Here is an 18,558-nt window from a genome sequence, read left to right on the forward strand (position 1 = left end):
TTCAATGGGACAATCATTTGTTATCTTTTGAATTGAATGGAATGCATATTAAAGGTGGACCAAATCGATATTCCAGATTCAGTACGTAAAATCAGGTAAATAGGGGTCGGAGCCTTCATTTTTGAAATTGGAATTTCTACCGTTAAGAACTGCTTGTCTTTTGGTTTTTGAGAATTGTCCAGCAACCTGGACTCCCCGATAAGCTCTCCGTCTACACTTCCTGCTCGTACTTCCAACTTACCTGATATACTTCCTGGCTCTACCTCCATTTCCAAGGAGGAAATACCACTCAGATCCAATTGATCAAATTTAATGTAAGCTCCTTTTTCGGTGAACTTTACAAAATGAGAGTTATTTTCATTGGATTTGGCAACATGTACGAATTCATCCGCACGGGTAGGTGATAGGCTTGGGCTTCTTAATACCAGCTGTTTGGTAACCTTTAAAGGTTGAATACCATGGGCTCCTTGGTCTTCATAGGATGCCTGAATTAAATAATAAGATTCACCTGAGCTGGACTGATCCAGCTGATAATCTCCTGCCAAAGGAAGTGTTCTTTCTTTGAGGGATGGGTCAGCGATGGCCAATATAAAATCCACCATCTCCTCAATCTCACCTTTATCCAGGTGGACGTGACCAGGCATTTCGGTATCTCCCCAAACTCCTGCACCGCCCTTGGTTACTTTCTCCACCAAATAGGCTTTTGCTTCTGGATCCTTTAGGTACTTCTGGGACACTTCGGTGTAACTCGGACCAACCGACTTATCGGCAATGCCATGACAGCCTTTACAGCCAGATTGATTGATCAATGTCTCCCCTAAACTAAGCACTTCTTCTTGGTGACCTGTTTGAATGAGGTCGTAGCCTCCTTCCATAAAATCAATGCTGAATTCAATTTTAGATTCGTTGATTTCTGCATCTTCTCGGTCTGAAACCAATACCTCATAGGAGACTTGATCACCTGGAAAATAAAAGCTTTGGTTCCCATTCCATTGGATATCCACCACTGGTGCTTCATTCCCAGCTAGGATCTCCATGGATTTTTCAGCTGTGGCTCCTGAGTCATCGGTTACGGTCAAGGTCACTGGGTACACTCCTGGCTTTTCAAAGGTGAAACTTGGGTTTCTCTCTTTCGAACTTCCAGCATCTCCAAACTCCCATCGATAGCTAAGCTCATCACCCTCATCAAAATCCTGCGTCCCTTCCGAAGAAAACTGAACCCGCAAAGGGGCCGCTCCAATTCTTTGATCCGAACTCAACTGAACCGAAGGCTTCCGGTTCCCTGCAGAAAATTCAATTCGATACAATCCGGAATTATCATTTTGGGAACGCCAGAAGGTTCCATATTCTAAAATATACAGTGCTCCATCTGGGCCATATTGCATGTCCATGGGCTTGTCAAAATTGGTAGATGGCATGAACTGTTCTAAGGTATCCAATTCATTATCTTCGGTAAGACTGACCATGAAAATCCAATTTCTCATCCAATCATAGAAAATGGACTTTCCATTGAAATAACCTGGAAACCGCACTTCGGAATCCCGGTAATCCTCTCGGTAATAAACCGGTCCAGCCATGGCATTCCTCCCTCCTGTCCCTAGCATCGGGAATTCCTCCGACTCATCATATGGATACCAGATCAAAGGTTTTTGTGCCGGTGGCAACTGTTGAATTCCAGTATTTCTTGGAGAAGTATTGATTGGGGCATTGGGATCAAATTGGAATAAGGATTCACCTGTGGCGAAATCAAATTTCCAATAGGCTTTATTGTCCCCCACAAAATACGGCCAACCATAAAACCCTGGTTTAGTTGCCAAGTTATATTCATCGTGTCCTTTGGGACCTCGGAGAGAATCACTTACCGCAGCATCTGGCCCCACTTCTCCCCAAAAGAGATTGTCATTATGCGGATCGATGGCAATTCGAAAAGGGTTCCGGTTTCCCATCACATAAATTTCCGGCCGAGTCCCTTCCGTACCTACCGGGAATAAATTTCCCTCAGGAATGGAATAAGTACCATCGGGTTCTGGATGAATTCTCAAAATAGCACCACGCAAATCATTGGCATTGCCCGAGGATCTTTGCGCGTCCACATTTTCATCTCTAAACTCACGCTCATCAATCGGATTATAGTTACTGGACTCAAATGGTGTGGAATCATCCCCTAGGGATAAAAACAAATTACCATGTCGATCAAACTCCAGGGAACCACCAGAATGGCAACAATCTCTGTAAATCGGGATATCCAACAATACCTTTTCGGAAGCCAGATCTACCAGATTATCTTTAAAATCAAATCTGGAAAGTCGATTGATTGAGGTATTTGGCGGAGCATAGTATAGGTAAATCCAATGGTTATTTTCAAAATCAGGATCTTTGGCCAAACCCATCAGCCCGTCTTCTCGCTCGGGATAAACAGGTAAAAACCCAGCCTCCACTAATTCTCCGGTCTCATGTTGATAAAGCCTGATTTTCCCAGCCCGTTCTATAATCAAAACATCTAGATTGTCGAGAACCTCAATTTCCATAGGTTCATTCAATTTCTCAACCAGGGTGATTTTTGTAAATCTACTTTCGTCAGGTTTGACAGTAGCAAATGGGTCTGAATCTTGTTCGGTGCAACTGCTCAGGCAAACACCTAAAACAGCCATGGCCAACAACCATTTCTTCATAAATTCTATCCTTAATTTTTGGCAGTGCCCAAGATATAAATTTTAGTTTTCTATGAAATTACCGATGGTGGATTTCAAGACATTATTCATTGGACTCCTAAAAAAAGTCCAATATCTACTCAATTTGTCATATAGAAGACACATCCACACCCCCTATTTATCCGTATTTTAAGCTAGCCATAAAAAACTTTATCTTTAACCAAAACACTAAGAGTGGATTGAAGGTTTTATCTTTTATTGGCTGATTCATTCGCCACTCGTTAAACTATACAACAACCCATGAATTATTTTAAAAATATGTCTTCAAAACTATTGATTGCAGGATTTGCGCTCATGGTGGCAGCCTGCGGAAATTCTCCAGCTGAAAAGAATGAAAATGGTAGTGCTGACATGGAAAAAGTAGCAGCTTATAAAGGGGATACCGAATTGGCGACTTTCGCTGGAGGCTGTTTTTGGTGTGTGGAAGCACCCTTTGAGGGGTTAGATGGGGTCATAGCAGTGACCTCTGGATATTCCGGTGGTAAGGAAAAGAATCCCACCTACGGAGAAGTAAGTAGCGGAGCTACTTCACATCGAGAATCTGTACAAATCACCTTTGACCCAGAAGTCATCAGTTACTCCGAACTGGTGGATATATTTTGGCAAACATTTGATCCTACTGATGTTGGAGGATCCTTTTACGATCGAGGTTCACAGTACGAATCGGCAATTTTCTACCATGATGCCGAACAAAAGAAAGTGGCTGAAGAATCCAAAAAGCTGTTGGATGCATCAGGAAAATTTGACAAGCCTATTGCCACTCCTATTATCAAATACACGAATTTCTACCCAGCTGAGGAATACCATCAGGATTATTATAAAAAGAATCCTAAAGAATATTATGCTTATAGAAGCGGAAGCGGAAGAGATGCATTCATCAAGGCTCACTGGCCAGAATTGTCAGAAAAAAAATATCCAGCTCCTTCCAAATCTGAATTAAAAGCCAAACTGACGGACTTGCAGTACGAAGTCACCATGGAGGATGCCACTGAATACGCCTTCCAGAATGAGTACAACGGCAATAAAGAACCTGGTATCTATGTGGATATTGTAACTGGAGCTCCCCTATTCAGTTCGAAGGACAAATACGAATCTGGCTCCGGATGGCCAAGCTTCACGAAGCCTATTGATGCAAGAATCATTGATAAACCTGTAGACAGATCTGCCGGGATGACCAGAGTGGAAGTCCGAAGCAAATTAGGTGACAGCCACATAGGCCACGTGTTCTACGATGGACCAAACCCTACCAACCTACGTTATTGTATGAATTCAGCAGCGATGAAATTTATCCCAAAAAGCGAGATGGAAGCTGCCGGATATGGAGATTACTTATGGTTAGTAGATTGAAATGGTTAGTAGATTAAAAAACTACCTCTTTTGAGAGATAAAGCCCAGATTAATCTGGGCTTTTAATTTTTTAGTAGGATCAATTTTATTTCTGCTAATTTTAGTTCAAAATTGAGGGTAGTATTTTTTCAAATGCTACAAATGAAGCGTCTATCTATTACCAAACCTATTATTGAATAATTTTTTGATATTGATTTTGAGGTATTGAAAAGAATTCAAAGCAAGAATCAGGGGAATTATAAATATTTTAAGAGAATTTGAAGGATTTGACGAGGAAGTTTCAAACAATTTTAAAATATTACTCCTTCATCCTTCATATAGTTGTTTCTATTTCAGCAAAAACGTGGAAACTTTATTAAAACAAGATAACCGGCCTAATGAATTTTGACCTATTAATCGTTGATGACGATCCCCAATTTCAATTATTACATAGAAAATTAGCTGAAATAACTGAATTTCATCTCCATCCCCATTGTGTTTCAAACGGATTGGATGCAATTGAATATATAAAGTTGAAAAGCGCAGAACCCAAAAAGAACCTGTTGATCTTTTTGGATATCTACATGGAAGGAATTGATGGATGGGGGGTATTGGACTATTTGGAATCCTTGAACCTCCCCAAAAGATTCAAGGTGATTCTGATCTCTTCTTCAGTCAATAGTGAGGATAAGAAAAAAGCCATTAAATATCACTCCGTGATCGAGTACATAGAAAAACCCCTGGCAACCGATTATTTAACCATGCTGAAAGACTGCTATTTGTTCTAGATGGATTTTAGGGCAGAAAGGGCAATTCCTTATGAGAAAACTATTTTTCCCTTTTCAGGTAAAATGTGTTAATCAATCGAACTCTAGGAAAAAGTTGGAGGCGTGAAAGATCAAATATTTGATTTTTGAATCAATTATTCTATTCCACTTTCTATATTTAATAAAACTTTTAAAATTTCATTATGAAGAAGTTCGCTTGGATTGCCGGTATCAGTGCATTGCTTATTTTCTTACTCTTTTTTTGGTGGAAATTCTATTTTGTTTTCGGTGAAGGAGTCAAAGCCGGAAGTTTAAATTACTTCGTGAAAAAAGGGGTCATCTTTAAAACCTTTGAAGGCAGAGTCGTTCAAGAGGGATTTCAAAGTCCCACCGCTGGAGGATTGCAAAGTAACGAATTTAGATTCAGCGTGGTAAGTGATGAGGTTGCCAGCGAATTGGAAAGGGCTTCGGGAAAATTTGTGGAACTCCGATACAAAGAATATAATGGAATGCTTCCCTGGAGAGGCACTAGTAATTTTGTGGTAACGGAAGTTTTGACGGTAAAAGAAGCAGGCAAAACGGACGGATCCGCTTTGCCATTTGATCAATAATTAATGGGTCCAATAGTCGACTACTACCACTTTGGATAGGCTATTGCCTAACACTTCTCCAAATGCTTTATGATCTGGATGAGGTAAATAAATAGCACGATCTTCTTCCGAGTGAAAAGTCAGCGTAAATGCATGGGTCAACCCATCATTTAATCCTTCAGGGCTGTTGTTAATCCCCCATTCAAATCCTTTTATTTGTTCGATTTTACTTGGCAATGCAGCAAATGCATCAATTACCTCTTGAATTTTTTCAGGACTCGTTTCTTCCTTAAAACCAAACATCACTACATGCCTTAATACTGAATCCGGAGCAGTACTTTCCATTTCTATTTCTTTCATTTCTTCAACAATTTTTTTCTCTTCTGTTTCCTGCGAACAAGCCCCTACCAAGGCCATTGCAACAACTAAAAGGACACTTTGATATAGTTTTTTCATAATCTGATGGTTTTTGACCCAATCTAGGCAGAAACTATAAATTTCTCCAACTCTTTGTCAAATCAGAAAGACAAAATCATGTTAATTGAAGGAAATAAGCTATTTGACGAAAAGATTTTAAATTAAACGAAAATTTCGTAGACTTACGAAAATTAAATATTTAAACATGAACAATTCTACTCACCCACTTCTATTTTGTCTTTTATTCGGGTTTTCACTCTTCAGCTGTACTTCAAAGACCGAATCTACAGTTGATCTGAATTACTCTTTAGTGAAAGTGGATTCTTTCCAGGTAAATAACTTTACCAGAGTGAGCATCCGGGATTATAGCCATGAAGAAAACATCTATTTAGGCTACTCTGAAGTTGAAGACGATCTACTTGAAATTTCAGAAAACGGAGAAATTATCAAAAGAGTCAATAAAAAAGGAGATGGACCGGGAAAATATGGGAATTGGAATCCAGTTGGCTTAGCCTTTGGCCCCAATCAAGAACGAATTGTGGAGCTTCCCTTTCAAGTAATTTCTTACGACCCCAATTATGAGATTACCCATTCCCACCGTGTGTTATCTCCGTTACCGATTAGAACGAATACTCCTTTGGGAAAAACTCCTTATTTTGTTTCTAATGACACCACTCATTTGTTGGTCGGCCCAAGCAATTACCTGACTGCCTCTCATTTGATTCGAAATCAAGAAGGAAAAGACACACTCAAAAACTTTTATCAATTAAACTTATTTACCGGTGAGACGAAAATGGTAGTCCCTTACGAACCAACCTCGGTTTATGAGCAGACAGAAAATGTTTATAACGGGGTCATGGGGAAGACTTTTTTCATTGACCATGACGCCAATGAATTGGTAGTAGCACAAGAACTGGATCCGGAAATCCTAGTGTATCAATTACCAGAATTCACGTTGAAAAACTCCATTCCTATCAACTATTCTGAATTTTTGACTTATAATCCTGTACCCATAGGAGCGCCTTTTGACGATCCACAGGCAATTAACCTTGCAAGACTTTCAGGGAGAAACAGAAAACTGATTAACCTGGGGAACGGCTTTGTGCTGCTCCAGTATTTCACCGGGATTACTGAATCTGAATTCGAAAACCGGAATTCAGAAGAAAACCCTTATTCTGCGGTACAAGATGCATCTGAGCAAAGAATTCTTATTTTTAAAGACGGAAAACAATTGCCAGTAGAATTACCGGGAATTGAGGGGGTGTTGGTCACTGCTCTCAAGGAGAATAAACTGTTAGTCCAAGAACCTGCAAATACGGAAATAGAAGAAGAGTTTACTAAATTCACCATCTACCAATTACAAACCAATTAGCTATGAAAGTCGCATGTTTTAGTACCAAATCTTATGATCAAAAGAGTTTCGATTTAAGATTGACAAAACATGGACATCATTTCACCTATTTTGAGGCAAAACTGGATAAGCACACGGTAAATTTAGCAAAGGGGTACGATGCGGTTTGTGCATTTGTCAATGATCATCTCGATGCTCCGGTTTTAAAAATACTCCATGAGTTCGGAATCCAGGCGGTTGTACTTCGCTGTGCCGGATACAACCAAGTAGACCTGAAAACTGCCAAGGAGCTAAACTTAAAGATTTGTCGTGTTCCTGCGTATAGTCCAGAGGCAGTGGCCGAACATGCATTTGCCATGATTTTGACTTTAAGCAGAAAAACCCATAAAGCTTACAATAGGATCAGGGAAAACAACTATTCCTTGGAAGGTCTTGTGGGGTTTAATTTAAACGGGAAAGTGGTCAGCGTCATTGGAACCGGTGCTATCGGCACCGCTTTCTGTAAAATAGCTCTAGGCTTCGGCTGTGAGGTTTTGGCGTATGACCTGATCGAGAACAAAGAGTTGAAAGCGATAGGAGTAAAATACCTGAACTTGGATGAGCTATTATCGCAAAGCCAGATCATATCTCTCCATTGTCCTTTGACTCCAGGAACCAAGCATCTGATCAATAAAAAGACCATAGACCAAATGCCAAATGGCGTGATGATCATTAATACCAGTCGTGGGGCTTTGATCGAGACCAAATCTGTCATTAGAGCCCTGAAATCCAAAAAGATAGGATATTTAGGAATTGATGTTTACGAACAGGAAGAGGACTTATTTTTTAGGAATTTATCCGAAGAGATATTGATGGACGAACAAATTGCGCGATTAATGACCTTCCCTAATGTGTTGATTACAGGTCACCAGGCATTTTTAACCCAAGAGGCATTGTCCCAGATTGCAAAAACCACCTTGCTCAACCTAGACGAGTTGGAACAGGGCAGTGAGCTGTCTAATGAGGTCACCTACTCCGAATAAGTTGGCTATCGCTAAAAAGAAAACACCTGACCTCAAGAGAAGCCAGGTGTTTTTGTATCAAAAAGTAAATAGATCGGGTTGCCCCATTCTATTTTTCCTTATTTGATCACTTTAACATTTACAGCGTTAACGCCTTTTTTACCTTGAACTAGTTCATAGGATACTTTGTCGTTTTCACGGATATCGTGAACCAAACCAGACTGGTGTACGAAAACGTCCTCGTCAGAGTCAGATGGTGTGATGAATCCAAAGCCTTTTGTAGTGTTAAAGAATTTTACTGTTCCTTCATTCATGATTTCTTGATTTAAAATTTGGTGTTCTTGTGTTTTTATTACTTTGATTTTGATTTTTTGTATTCTTTACTGGCTCCTCTTCAGGAGGAGTATCGGTGAAATTACCGAAGCGATCAACGTAGACAATCATGTCATCCAAGTCGCCGCTTTTGGGCTGTGCTTTTCTTTCTAACTTTTTCTCAAATTTTTCTTTCTGTTTTCTTCTCTTTAATTCAGCTTTTTGCTTCTTAATGAAGCTATTTTGATTTTTTGACATACAGTTATTTTAGTTGACAAATGTGAGGGCATGACCAGTCTTACCAGCCCTACCTGTTCTTCCGATTCTGTGTATATAGCTATCCATTGTCATGGGCAGCTGATAGTTTATCACATGGGAAACATCAGCCACGTCTATACCTCTGGCAGCTACATCTGTCGCTACCAACACTCTGGTTTCGCCAGATTTGAATTGCTCTATCGTTTTATTTCTAAAATTCTGAGACTTATTTCCATGGATCAATCCTGATTTAATCCCAGATTGGTTCAATTTTTTACTTAGCTTATCTGCTAAGCGTTTTGTTTCTGTAAAGATGATCACCTTATCCATGCCTCGATCCTGAAAAAGGTCTGCAAGCAATACAAACTTATCCTTGCCTTCTGGTACCCGGATGATTCCTTGTTCAATGTTTTCGTTTGTGGTAACCCCTGAATTGATTTTCACCTCCACAGGATTATTCAATAAGCTATTGATCAGTGCTTTCTGACTGGCCTCCAAGGTGGCAGAAAACAACATGGTCTGTCTTCTTTGGGTCATTGCCCCAACAAGCTTCTTGACATCATTGACAAAACCCATATCGAGCATTCTGTCAAATTCGTCCAATACCAAGGTTTTCACTTGGTTTAGCTTTAGAAGTCTTCTGCTGGCCAAATCCAACAACCTACCTGGGGTACCAACGATTACATGAAGTTTTCTCGAAAGCACCTTCATGTCCGTGTTGATATTGGTCCCTCCAATAAAGGTCGCAGAGTAAAGGTTCATCCCTTTGCTCAAGCTTTTAAATTCCTCTTCAATTTGAAGGGCCAGCTCCCGGGTAGGAGTTACAATCAATGCTGTAAACTGGTTTTTGTCCTGTAATGCATGTTCGATAATAGGAATCAAAAACGCTCCTGTTTTTCCAGAACCTGTATTGGAAATCCCTAGCATATCTCTTCCTTCCAACAAAGGGGCTACTGATTGCTCTTGAATATTGGTCATATTCACATAGCCTTTTGTTGCCAGGTTATTCATCAATCCTTTTGAAAGCGATAGGCTGGTGAAAGAAGTCTTCGATTGAAAACCCTTTTGCCCAGTTGGCTTGGCTTTCTTGATCAATAAATTTGGATCAAGCGTAGAAACCTTTTTCTTCTGAACCTGTCTCGGCCCGCGATTAGGTCTACTAGAAGAAGTAGGCTTCGTATTTCTATTTGTGGTGCTATTCATTATTTGAAAACTTTTTGAGGCTCCAACTTCGGAGTGTTTCCGAGGATATAAAGCATTTTAAAATGGTCTAAAACAGCCATCAAAAAGTTCGGCTTGGAGTAATAAGGCACATTAAACTCCGCTGCTGTAGCTTTTACAATAGGTGCGATTTTTTTATAGTGTACATGACAAATATCCGGAAATAGGTGATGTTCCACTTGGTAATTCAACCCCCCGGCAAACCAGGTGATGATGCGTGAATTCGGTGAGAAGTTACAGGTAGTTGCCAACTGATGCAGCATTCGCTCACCTTCCACATTTCCATGCTCATCAACTACCGGAAAATTAACATCTTCCACAATATGAGCGATTTGGAAAACCATGGTTATTACAAACCCTGTCACAAAGTGCATGGATACATAACCTAACAATATCATCCAAAAAGGAAAGGGAGAGAAGATTAATGGCAATCCTAGGATCACAGCAAAATATCCCGCCTTCCAAGCGATGATCTTCCACAAGGTTTTTTGATATCCATTTTTCCCTTTCACCAATCCCTTGTCATGGTATCTTTTAAGTCTAATGAAATCCTTGGCTGTTACCCAAGAAAGTGTAGACAAGGAGTAAAAGAACCATGCATAGAGATGTTGAAATCTATGAAGTTTATTTTGCTCAGCTTCAGGAGAAAATCTCAAAAAGAATGGAGCATTGATATCATCATCATGTTCATGGATATTCGTATAGCTATGATGCAACACATTGTGTTGAATTCTCCATACTTCTGAACTTGCTCCCACCATATTCAAGGTGTAGCTCACGAACTTATTGACTAAAGGATTTTTTGAATAGGAACCGTGACATGCATCATGCATGACACCCATGCCTATGCCGGCCATTCCGAAGGCTGATAATAAATAGCAGGTAAATAGCTGCCATGTTTCGGCAACCCATCCTGAAATAATGAGTGCTTGAGGGATTAAAAATAGTGAAACGAGTAAAACAGTCTTGATGACCATTTCCTTATTTGCATACTTGGATTTGTTATTGGACTTGAAATGTCCATAAACCCTTGACTTGAGGGTGACAGAGAAATCTGATAGATTTGATTCTGAGAATCTTACAGTTTTAATAGAGTGTTGTTTTGGTTTAAATTAAAAGGCAATTCTGATACTGTTGGGGAGGATTTTTACTGCAGGTTTTAATTCGAAAAATGACGCTGGGCCATTGTTGAATTAAAAAAGTAGAAAAGGGAGAGAATTAAAACCTAGGTAATCGTAAGGGAAAACTCTTGAATTTGCTACTTAAGCAGGTTGATAATCAACGCTAACTTTACTTCAAGGATCAGGATAATAGTTGTTAAGTGAATTCCTGACTGGGACAAAGGTCCATCTATTATTTGGTAATTCCTAATTTGTATCAAAATAGGGGTATTTTAATCCCCTATCTCTCCACCGGTATCTCATGGAAATGATTCAAATCACTTAAAAGGCCTCCAATTCAACATGCCGTTGACATGGATCATTTCCACTTTATTGTAGCGTAATTTCGGGCTAAGGTCCCTATTCCCCATGGCTTCCTTATTCATGATGATCAAATGAAAATCAATGGCTTTATAGGATTGGGGCACATATTTAAGACCTAAATTTACTTGTCGGTAGGAAGGAAAACCGTATTTGTTGGCTTGAGGATCTGTATAATCCGGCAACCAATGAAGTCCGAAATGCAAATATGGCTTAAGACCTGTATCCCCTATTTGATAATCCACATAAGCTACCAAGGCATCCATTCCTCCAAATCCTTCATTCCGCTCTCTAGGAATAAAGGTATACCAAGCATCTTTCCCCCACTCTCTAGGGCTTAGCCATCTCCCTTTGCCATCCAAGTGAGAATAACTCAAACTCATGGACCAGTTTTTTACAGCATAACCAGCCTTTGCCGACACTACCCAATTGGTATCTTCAGGGTCTTTGTATTGAAATATGGGATTGATATTACCTCCATCCCCTATCCCATTTTGAAATCCAAACTGAATTCCTGAAAACCACTTGCCATGAGGTTGCTCCGGCCAATTTTTCTCCAATGATGCCCAAAGGGTGTTGGATATATTCTGCACCAACGTTTCTGAAACACTTATTTTTCCAAACTTTTCGGTTTGATGGGAAAACTCCAAGATCCCTATCCAATCACTATTGGTATTCCCTGCATACTGAGACGGTTCTCCATTAATAGCTCTACCAACAGGAAATACTCCAATAGACTCCCCAACCCCAAGCCATTCAGAAGTTCCCCTCACTCCCATTTTACTGATTGCCCATAAACCGAATTCCCATTTTGGACTTGGTGCATACCAAGCATGGAGTCCCTCTATGGCTGTGGGAGCAAGTCTTCCATCCTGGGCATTGACCCAATCGGTATTGATCCCCATTCTACCCACTTTTGCACCCCACTTTTCTTGGGTGTAGGATATAGAAAGAGTCTCCAATTTTCCGAAAAACTTATCTTCTGGGTGGAGCAAATCAAATAATCCCACTTCATAACGATTCCCAAGCCCGGAAAGGGGATCCGGACTCGTGAGATCGGAACTCCATAGATTTCCGTAAAACCGATAACCCACATGGAAGTTTATATGATCTGCAAAAGCCAGATTCGCCCCTAGGTTCAAGCTTGAACCCAGGGCAAAGTCATTTTTAAAGTCTTTTGGATAGCTGGTACTCATCCAAAACATTCGGAAATGGACATCCGGTACTACTTTTAGCTGACGCTCTGATTGTTGAGCAATAGCTTGAAAAGATAGCACCAGGAATAATCCTAGTAGTATCTTTTTCATTTTAGTTTTGCTATCGCTTCTTTGATAGGTTTGAAAGGACCAAACTTATGTTGCTCCTCTGAAAATTCATCTGCATAAGGACCAAATGGATGATCCATTGGCTTTTTACTGATATCTGGCCAATCATTAGGAAAATCTCTGGTAGGTCGATCAAGGCTGTTTACATAGGCTGCCACATCCCAGGCTTCCTCGTCAGATAGCATTGGATTTTCATAAGTAGCCCCAAAAGGCATATTGGCTTTGACATATCCGGCAAATCTTGACATTCTAAATAGACCGGCTTTCTGGTTGTAGCTATGCTCTCCCCAAAGTGGAGGGTAAGTGTAACCGGTCCCGTCTGCTTTTGCCAAGCCTTGTCCATCCGCCATATGACAGGCAACACATTGTCTATCATACACAAGTTTTCCTTTTACCGGATCGGCAGCTCTATCCAACAGTGGCACCTCATAAATCCCTGCTCCTACCGGTTTTTCTCCTTTTGGAACATCCTGACCTAGCCAATTCATATAGGCAACCATGGCTTTCATTTCTTTGCTGTCCCTAGGCAAGACACCTCCATTCAAGCTTCTTTGGAAACAGCCATTGATTCGCATCTCAATATCTTCAGAAGTACCAGATCGACCTCTTACTTTTGGATAAGTACTTGCAGCAGCTGAATAATTATTTCCCAAGGGAACGGTACCTGCCTGAAGATGGCAATTCTGGCAATTCAACCCATTGGATATCTTTTTGACCTTTCCGTTTGGCCCCAAATATTCAGAAGTATTGGCAATCAATTCTCTACCATACTTGATTTCATCGGCATTGGGTTCCGTATCTACACTTGCCCAATCAGGCGCTTGCCACATACCCGAAGGATCCATCAATGCCTTAGAAACAGGTGTATTCACTACTTGGGCTACTACAGGCTGCTCTTTAAAAGCCGGTAGATTAACCCCCGAGTAGGACAAATAAATTACAAATCCGATTACGCCTACTAATAAACTGGCCAATACCAATAAACTTAGTACCAGCGTAATCAATTGCAGAAATGGTTTTCCGATCTCTTTCATAGTGCTATATCAAGCTACAAAAATGGCTCAAAGAATGGCTATAATGCTGTGACAAGAATCACATCTGGCTTGACATATTGTAATTTAATAGGCTTCTGCTAAAAATACGAGTTTAGCCCCCACTAATCCTTGAAAAATAAAACGATCTTCTTTTTGGTAGAGATTAATTTCCACCACCTCTCCCAACATGCATTCTGCCTGAAAATTGATTAAAAATTTAGCTTTCTCAATGTTCCTTTCTTTCAGGATATTTTCTACCCATAGAATGTAGCTGGTATTATTCACATGATCGTTTAAGTCTAAATCCGAATACCTTACCATCAGCTTTTCACTGGCAATCAAGTCTCCTTCCACTTTCACCTTCGCTGCTTGCCAATCCGGTTTCTCCAATGGATCAAATAGCTGGGATGGCAATACCTGCTCAGGTCTCATAGGTCTTTTGGACTCCATGTTCAACAAAAGATAAGAGGTCATGCAAAGTGCGAGGATATTATCTTCCTCATCAGTCATCATAAACTCCCTGAAAGCAAACAATTTCTCTACACCTCTCCCGGCAGTATAAACTTTCACATGATCGCCCCAAGAGGGCAAATTAAAACAATGAAAATCCATTCTTGACAATACCCACATTTGACCATTTTCCATCAAATTCCTCCCAAAATCCGCAGAATCAGCATGCCCCCAAGAACTTTCCTGGAATAAGTCTGCCACACAACTCAATCTGATTTTCCCCGAAGGATGAACTTGAAACGAGCCGATTTCAAAGTCTTTTTCGTACTGAAAGGTAGAAGCATGACTCATGAAACAGAAGAGGGTTTAACTTTTTGCGGAATAAGAAATACAGCTTTACGGAAACTTGAAAGCAAGGTGATCCCCAAGGCAGCTACCGCTACCATGGCGAAAGAGGTTTTCAAATTAAAGAGATCAGCAATGAATCCAATCAAAGGAGGTCCTAACAAAAACCCGAAAAATGAAATGGTAGATACCAAAGCCAAAGCCACGCTTGGCGCGTATAATTTAGATCTCCCAGCTATGCTATAGGAAAGAGGGATAATAGATGCCACTCCTAATCCAACCAATAAAAATCCTACAGTAGCCACCGTAACTGTGGGGAATACCACCGCTAAGGCTAAGCCTACAAATATCAAAACACCACTTACTTGAATGACGGCAACTTTGGTAAATCTCGCTGCAATTTTATCGGTAATAAATCTTCCTGTAGCCATGGTTCCCATAAAGGCTACATATCCTAACGCAATTAGTGAAGGGTCAGCATTCACCACTTTTTTGAAATACACGCCACTCCAATCAAACATACATCCTTCGCACATCATGCCCAAAAACGCAATCAAGCTAATTCTTAATAGCAAAGCATCCGGCTTTTTCAACACCAACCCACCATCTGCAGATGCAGCTTTTTCTTTAATGATGAATCTTTGAGCAACTAGAATAATCGTCAAAGAAATCAACATGACCACCCCATAATGCTGGGCTGGACTTAGCCCCAGGTAGATCATTAATGCGCCGATTCCAGCTCCTGTAAATCCCGCCATGCTCCATAGACCATGAAAGGAAGCCAGTATATTTTTCCCCATTTGGTCTTCCAAGTTTAATGCTTGAGTATTCAATGAAATGTTCATGGTATTCCCTAACATTCCATACAGAATCAAAACCGGAACAAGTAACCAAATAGCAGGAGCCAATCCAATCAAAGGCAAGGTGAGTGCATAAGCAACCGCGCCGATCATAATGACTTTTCTGCTTCCAAATTGATGAACTGCCCAACCCGCAATTGGAAGTCCTATCACTGAACCCAACGGAAGGAACAATAATAAAGTCCCGAGTTGACCTTCTGAAAGATCAAACCTGGCTTGAATATCAGGTATCCTTGCAGCCCATGAGGCAAAACATAAACCCACAAAAAAGAAAAATGCTCCGAGGGCTACTCGGCGTTTGGAATAAGAAATCATAGGTTGGGTATAGATTAATAGGCTCCGAAATTTAGAAAGATTACTCCAATAAGCGGCAAATAACCTCTCCTCAAGCTTAAACTATTTGGGAAAAGGGGTGTTATTGTGGTAAATTTAAGCACATGGAATTTATCATCGTAGGTGCAATTATCACCACAGCCATCTTGATCATCAGATTCATTATCAAAAAAGTATTTGATTAAAAAAGCCAGTTCCCTATCAGAAACTGGCTTTAATTATTCCATCTAAACCTAATAGTTAATTTGGAAGCTTCTTCGCAAATTTTCCATATACCCAGGTTCCCGCTATAGCTGAAATCAAGGTTACAAATACAATGGTAAATCCACTTCCTATTTGAGCAAACAATGGTCCTGGACAAGCTCCGGTAATCGCCCATCCTAAACCAAAGATGAATCCTCCGATAATCTGTCCTTTCCTAAATTCCTTTTTAGGAATATTGACAGTCTCTCCTTTGATCGTCTTGATGTTGAATCGTTTGATGATCTGGATGGAAATGATCCCGGTAATGATCGCGGAACCAATGACTCCATACATATGGAAAGACTGAAGACGGAACATTTCCTGAATTCTAAACCAAGAAATGATTTCAGCTTTGACAAACACGATTCCAAACAAAATTCCGACAATCATGTATTTTACTAAGGCTAGGCCTTTTTCAATATTCTCTTGAGAGTTTGGAGCATCACATACTGCAGCCCCTTGTATATTTTTTTCTGCTACTTTCATTTTATCATCTAATTAAAATCCCACCAAAGACATCAAAGGTCCCAACAACAAATGAGTCATCACAAAACCGCCAAGCATAAAGAAAATGGTAGCTACCAAGGATGGCCACTGAAGTGAACTAATTCCCATGATCGCATGCCCGGAAGTACATCCTCCTGCATATCGGGTTCCAAAGCCCACTAGGAACCCTCCAATCACGAAGAACAAAAGGCCTTTCGCAGTAAATAAAACGCTCCAGTCAAAGATGTCAGATGGCATCAGGCCAGAGAAATCCGTGATACCCAAAGCTGTTAAATCAGCTTTTGTCTGATCTGCCAGGATAAAATCATTGGGGTTTGCCAAGTAATTAGTCGCTATAAAACCACCAATTAACACCCCTAACACAAACAACATGTTCCACATTTCTTTTTTCCAGTTATAGGTAAAGAAAGGGATGCCTGCAGGTACGCAAATGGCGCAGACATGTCGCAAGGAAGAGGAAATCCCAAAGGTCTTATTTCCAATTAAGAGCAACGTTGGCACTGTAAGGCCAATCATTGGGCCCGCTACGTACCAAGGCCAAGGCTGGGTAATCCAGTCGATAAATTGATTCATTTTTATTCTCGTTTATTTAAAATCTATAGTCTAGTATGAGATTGAAATTCATCATTTCAACCCGGTTTATCACATATTCCAAAGGGATTTCCCTTTCAAATAGTTCTTTTTTGGCTACTACCAACAACTGTAAATCAAGTCCATGGAAAAACCCTTTAAATCTGTAATCTGCCAATCCTGAGAAATGCAGATAGCTTGGGATTCCATATTTATTAAGTTCTACATGATGGATATCCGGAGTTTTTACATGTGAGACTCCCAACACCACCTTCATTCTGTCATCTGCCAGCTGTTGTTCAAACTGGGTCATGATGGCATGAGTAGCACCTAATCCTTCGAACCGCTCCCTTGGAAGGCTCGCAAAGAACTGTTCCCTCCCCCATTCTCTTGGGAATAGAAACCTTCCCCGGTCTGAAAATCCAAGGTAGTTTACCGTCCATTTACTATGGGGCCATGACAATCCAGCTCTCATTCCAAATGCAGAGGATTTCTCCCCTGGCAGAATATAAGCCTTGGCAGGATCAGGATTTCCTCCATCTCCTATCGCAGCTTGGAACATGGTTTGTACCCCCCAAACCAAATCAGGTCCTTTCACCATGGGCTTCCTGCCTTCTACTTGGGAAAGATTAGTGGCAAACACCCCCTCCGAAAGATAGCTCCAGGATTTTGCTGTTACCTGTTCATTATCCCATCCAAGCCCTAACACACCAATTCCTTTGGTATGAATATGATGTTGGTAGCTTTCTTCCTCACCCGTTGGATTTCTTCCAGTAGGATAAAATCCAAAAGATTCATCAATGGGCAACCATTCTAGAGATCCTCTTGAAATCACATGGGTAAACCAAGCCCCTTGCACCGTGAAATCACTTTTATTCCAATCTAAGGATAGACCGCTGAACAAATTGGGACGCATCCTATTATCAGAGGCATTAAGCAAAGGACTTTCGAAATGATGTCTTCCGAACCAAGCTGAAATGGAAGAAGATTCATAGGAAATGTAAAACTCCTCCAATCGATCCATATCCTTGTGATTTTCGGGATGATGAACATCATACAATGGCAGTTCATATCTATTCGGCATTCCTGTCAAAGGATCTAGTTCGGTGATATGGTTTTCAAAATGTCTGAAGACAAAAAAACCACTAAAGCCCACTCCTAGTCCTTTCCATCTTGGTGAGAAATAACCGACTCCAGCTCCTGTACCCCAAGTACTGTAATTAGTCAAAGCACCCTGATTGACAGTTCCCATCATATATGACCTGAGATGAAACTCAAACGATCCAGTTTTCAATAGTTTACCAAACAACTTTTTGTCTGGCTCTTCTTCCATTTCTACCTCTTCATACGAGTGCTGGGAATAAACTGATTCAGCCATCACCATGAGAAGAAATAGTAATGCAAATTTGGCGATCATTTTCTGCATATAGTTGTGACTTTAATCACATGGAATAAG

The 18,558-nt window shown here is 40.5% G+C and carries 18 protein-coding genes; 5 read left to right on the forward strand and 13 right to left on the reverse strand.

The window, feature by feature from the left end:
• Positions 1–20: 20 nt before the first annotated feature.
• Positions 21–2,672, reverse strand: coding sequence for a PQQ-dependent sugar dehydrogenase (locus tag BUR11_RS10920; protein WP_074224843.1), 2,652 nt, complete (start codon positions 2,670–2,672; stop codon positions 21–23).
• 297 nt (positions 2,673–2,969) lie between these two features.
• Here BUR11_RS10920 and msrA point away from each other — a divergent pair, with 297 nt between their 5' ends.
• The 3 genes from msrA to BUR11_RS10935 all read left to right on the forward strand — a co-directional run bounded on the left by msrA (position 2,970) and on the right by BUR11_RS10935 (position 5,415).
• Positions 2,970–4,058, forward strand: coding sequence for a peptide-methionine (S)-S-oxide reductase MsrA (msrA, locus tag BUR11_RS10925; RefSeq protein ID WP_234982146.1), 1,089 nt, complete (start codon positions 2,970–2,972; stop codon positions 4,056–4,058).
• Positions 4,059–4,435: 377 nt separating this feature from the next.
• Complete coding sequence (locus tag BUR11_RS10930; RefSeq protein ID WP_074224845.1) at positions 4,436–4,825, forward strand: response regulator; 390 nt, start codon at positions 4,436–4,438, stop codon at positions 4,823–4,825.
• Between the two features lie 182 nt (positions 4,826–5,007).
• A complete protein-coding gene (locus BUR11_RS10935) occupies positions 5,008–5,415 on the forward strand; it encodes a hypothetical protein (protein WP_074224846.1) in 408 nt (135 codons plus the stop codon).
• Here the strand turns inward: BUR11_RS10935 and BUR11_RS10940 are convergent, their stop codons facing one another.
• A complete protein-coding gene (locus BUR11_RS10940) occupies positions 5,416–5,850 on the reverse strand; it encodes a Dabb family protein (RefSeq protein ID WP_074224847.1) in 435 nt (144 codons plus the stop codon).
• 166 nt (positions 5,851–6,016) lie between these two features.
• Between BUR11_RS10940 and BUR11_RS10945 the strand changes: the two genes are divergently transcribed.
• Both BUR11_RS10945 and BUR11_RS10950 read left to right on the forward strand, forming a co-directional pair.
• Positions 6,017–7,183, forward strand: coding sequence for a hypothetical protein (locus BUR11_RS10945; protein ID WP_074224848.1), 1,167 nt, complete (start codon positions 6,017–6,019; stop codon positions 7,181–7,183).
• A gap of 2 nt (positions 7,184–7,185) precedes the next feature.
• Entirely contained in the window at positions 7,186–8,184 is a 999-nt protein-coding gene (locus BUR11_RS10950; protein WP_074224849.1) for a 2-hydroxyacid dehydrogenase, read from the forward strand.
• A gap of 98 nt (positions 8,185–8,282) precedes the next feature.
• On the opposite strand, the gene BUR11_RS10955 is transcribed toward BUR11_RS10950, so the two are convergent.
• The 11 genes from BUR11_RS10955 to BUR11_RS11005 form a co-directional block, all read right to left on the reverse strand.
• Complete coding sequence (locus BUR11_RS10955) at positions 8,283–8,477, reverse strand: cold-shock protein (RefSeq protein ID WP_074224850.1); 195 nt, start codon at positions 8,475–8,477, stop codon at positions 8,283–8,285.
• Positions 8,470–8,733 (reverse strand): cold-shock protein, encoded by a 264-nt coding sequence (locus BUR11_RS10960; RefSeq protein ID WP_074224851.1) that lies wholly within the window; start codon positions 8,731–8,733, stop codon positions 8,470–8,472. The genes BUR11_RS10955 and BUR11_RS10960 overlap by 8 nt, the downstream gene beginning before the upstream one ends.
• 9 nt (positions 8,734–8,742) lie before the next feature.
• The gene (locus BUR11_RS10965; RefSeq protein WP_074224852.1) at positions 8,743–9,936 is read right to left on the reverse strand and encodes a DEAD/DEAH box helicase; all 1,194 of its coding nucleotides are present in this window, start codon (positions 9,934–9,936) and stop codon (positions 8,743–8,745) included.
• A complete protein-coding gene (locus tag BUR11_RS10970; RefSeq protein ID WP_074224853.1) occupies positions 9,936–10,931 on the reverse strand; it encodes a fatty acid desaturase family protein in 996 nt (331 codons plus the stop codon). Before BUR11_RS10970 ends, BUR11_RS10965 begins: the two co-directional genes overlap by 1 nt.
• Before the next feature lie 461 nt (positions 10,932–11,392).
• A complete protein-coding gene (locus tag BUR11_RS10975; RefSeq protein ID WP_074224854.1) occupies positions 11,393–12,742 on the reverse strand; it encodes a hypothetical protein in 1,350 nt (449 codons plus the stop codon).
• Positions 12,739–13,794, reverse strand: coding sequence for a c-type cytochrome (locus BUR11_RS10980; RefSeq protein ID WP_074224855.1), 1,056 nt, complete (start codon positions 13,792–13,794; stop codon positions 12,739–12,741). Before BUR11_RS10980 ends, BUR11_RS10975 begins: the two co-directional genes overlap by 4 nt.
• Before the next feature lie 84 nt (positions 13,795–13,878).
• Positions 13,879–14,595 carry an acyl-[acyl-carrier-protein] thioesterase gene (locus BUR11_RS10985; RefSeq protein ID WP_074224856.1) on the reverse strand — a complete coding sequence of 239 codons (717 nt, stop codon included), beginning with the start codon at positions 14,593–14,595 and terminating at the stop codon, positions 13,879–13,881.
• Entirely contained in the window at positions 14,592–15,764 is a 1,173-nt protein-coding gene (locus BUR11_RS10990) for an MFS transporter (RefSeq protein ID WP_074224857.1), read from the reverse strand. The genes BUR11_RS10985 and BUR11_RS10990 overlap by 4 nt, the downstream gene beginning before the upstream one ends.
• A gap of 258 nt (positions 15,765–16,022) precedes the next feature.
• The gene (locus BUR11_RS10995) at positions 16,023–16,511 is read right to left on the reverse strand and encodes a DUF6691 family protein (protein WP_074224858.1); all 489 of its coding nucleotides are present in this window, start codon (positions 16,509–16,511) and stop codon (positions 16,023–16,025) included.
• Between the two features lie 12 nt (positions 16,512–16,523).
• Positions 16,524–17,105, reverse strand: a complete 582-nt coding sequence (locus BUR11_RS11000; protein WP_074224859.1) for a YeeE/YedE family protein — start codon at positions 17,103–17,105, stop codon at positions 16,524–16,526.
• A 16-nt stretch (positions 17,106–17,121) separates the two neighbouring features.
• Entirely contained in the window at positions 17,122–18,528 is a 1,407-nt protein-coding gene (locus tag BUR11_RS11005) for a hypothetical protein (protein WP_084560931.1), read from the reverse strand.
• Between the last annotated feature and the right edge of the window lie 30 nt (positions 18,529–18,558).

Origin of the sequence: Algoriphagus halophilus, from assembly GCF_900129785.1 — a bacterium.
Classification (GTDB): Bacteria; Bacteroidota; Bacteroidia; order Cytophagales; family Cyclobacteriaceae; genus Algoriphagus; species Algoriphagus halophilus.

Coding starts and splice junctions, on each gene's coding strand:
- BUR11_RS10950 (WP_074224849.1), top strand. CDS start 7,186: ATGAAAGTCGCATGTTTTAGTACCAAATCTTATGATCAAAAGAGTTTC.
- BUR11_RS10995 (WP_074224858.1), bottom strand. CDS start 16,511: ATGAAAGTAGCAGAAAAAAATATACAAGGGGCTGCAGTATGTGATGCT.
- BUR11_RS10935 (WP_074224846.1), top strand. CDS start 5,008: ATGAAGAAGTTCGCTTGGATTGCCGGTATCAGTGCATTGCTTATTTTC.
- BUR11_RS11005 (WP_084560931.1), bottom strand. CDS start 18,528: ATGCAGAAAATGATCGCCAAATTTGCATTACTATTTCTTCTCATGGTG.
- BUR11_RS10960 (WP_074224851.1), bottom strand. CDS start 8,733: ATGTCAAAAAATCAAAATAGCTTCATTAAGAAGCAAAAAGCTGAATTA.
- BUR11_RS10940 (WP_074224847.1), bottom strand. CDS start 5,850: ATGAAAAAACTATATCAAAGTGTCCTTTTAGTTGTTGCAATGGCCTTG.
- BUR11_RS10980 (WP_074224855.1), bottom strand. CDS start 13,794: ATGAAAGAGATCGGAAAACCATTTCTGCAATTGATTACGCTGGTACTA.
- BUR11_RS10990 (WP_074224857.1), bottom strand. CDS start 15,764: ATGATTTCTTATTCCAAACGCCGAGTAGCCCTCGGAGCATTTTTCTTT.
- BUR11_RS10955 (WP_074224850.1), bottom strand. CDS start 8,477: ATGAATGAAGGAACAGTAAAATTCTTTAACACTACAAAAGGCTTTGGA.
- BUR11_RS10920 (WP_074224843.1), bottom strand. CDS start 2,672: ATGAAGAAATGGTTGTTGGCCATGGCTGTTTTAGGTGTTTGCCTGAGC.
- BUR11_RS10945 (WP_074224848.1), top strand. CDS start 6,017: ATGAACAATTCTACTCACCCACTTCTATTTTGTCTTTTATTCGGGTTT.
- BUR11_RS10975 (WP_074224854.1), bottom strand. CDS start 12,742: ATGAAAAAGATACTACTAGGATTATTCCTGGTGCTATCTTTTCAAGCT.
- msrA (WP_234982146.1), top strand. CDS start 2,970: ATGTCTTCAAAACTATTGATTGCAGGATTTGCGCTCATGGTGGCAGCC.
- BUR11_RS10930 (WP_074224845.1), top strand. CDS start 4,436: ATGAATTTTGACCTATTAATCGTTGATGACGATCCCCAATTTCAATTA.
- BUR11_RS10965 (WP_074224852.1), bottom strand. CDS start 9,936: ATGAATAGCACCACAAATAGAAATACGAAGCCTACTTCTTCTAGTAGA.
- BUR11_RS10970 (WP_074224853.1), bottom strand. CDS start 10,931: ATGGTCATCAAGACTGTTTTACTCGTTTCACTATTTTTAATCCCTCAA.
- BUR11_RS10985 (WP_074224856.1), bottom strand. CDS start 14,595: ATGAGTCATGCTTCTACCTTTCAGTACGAAAAAGACTTTGAAATCGGC.
- BUR11_RS11000 (WP_074224859.1), bottom strand. CDS start 17,105: ATGAATCAATTTATCGACTGGATTACCCAGCCTTGGCCTTGGTACGTA.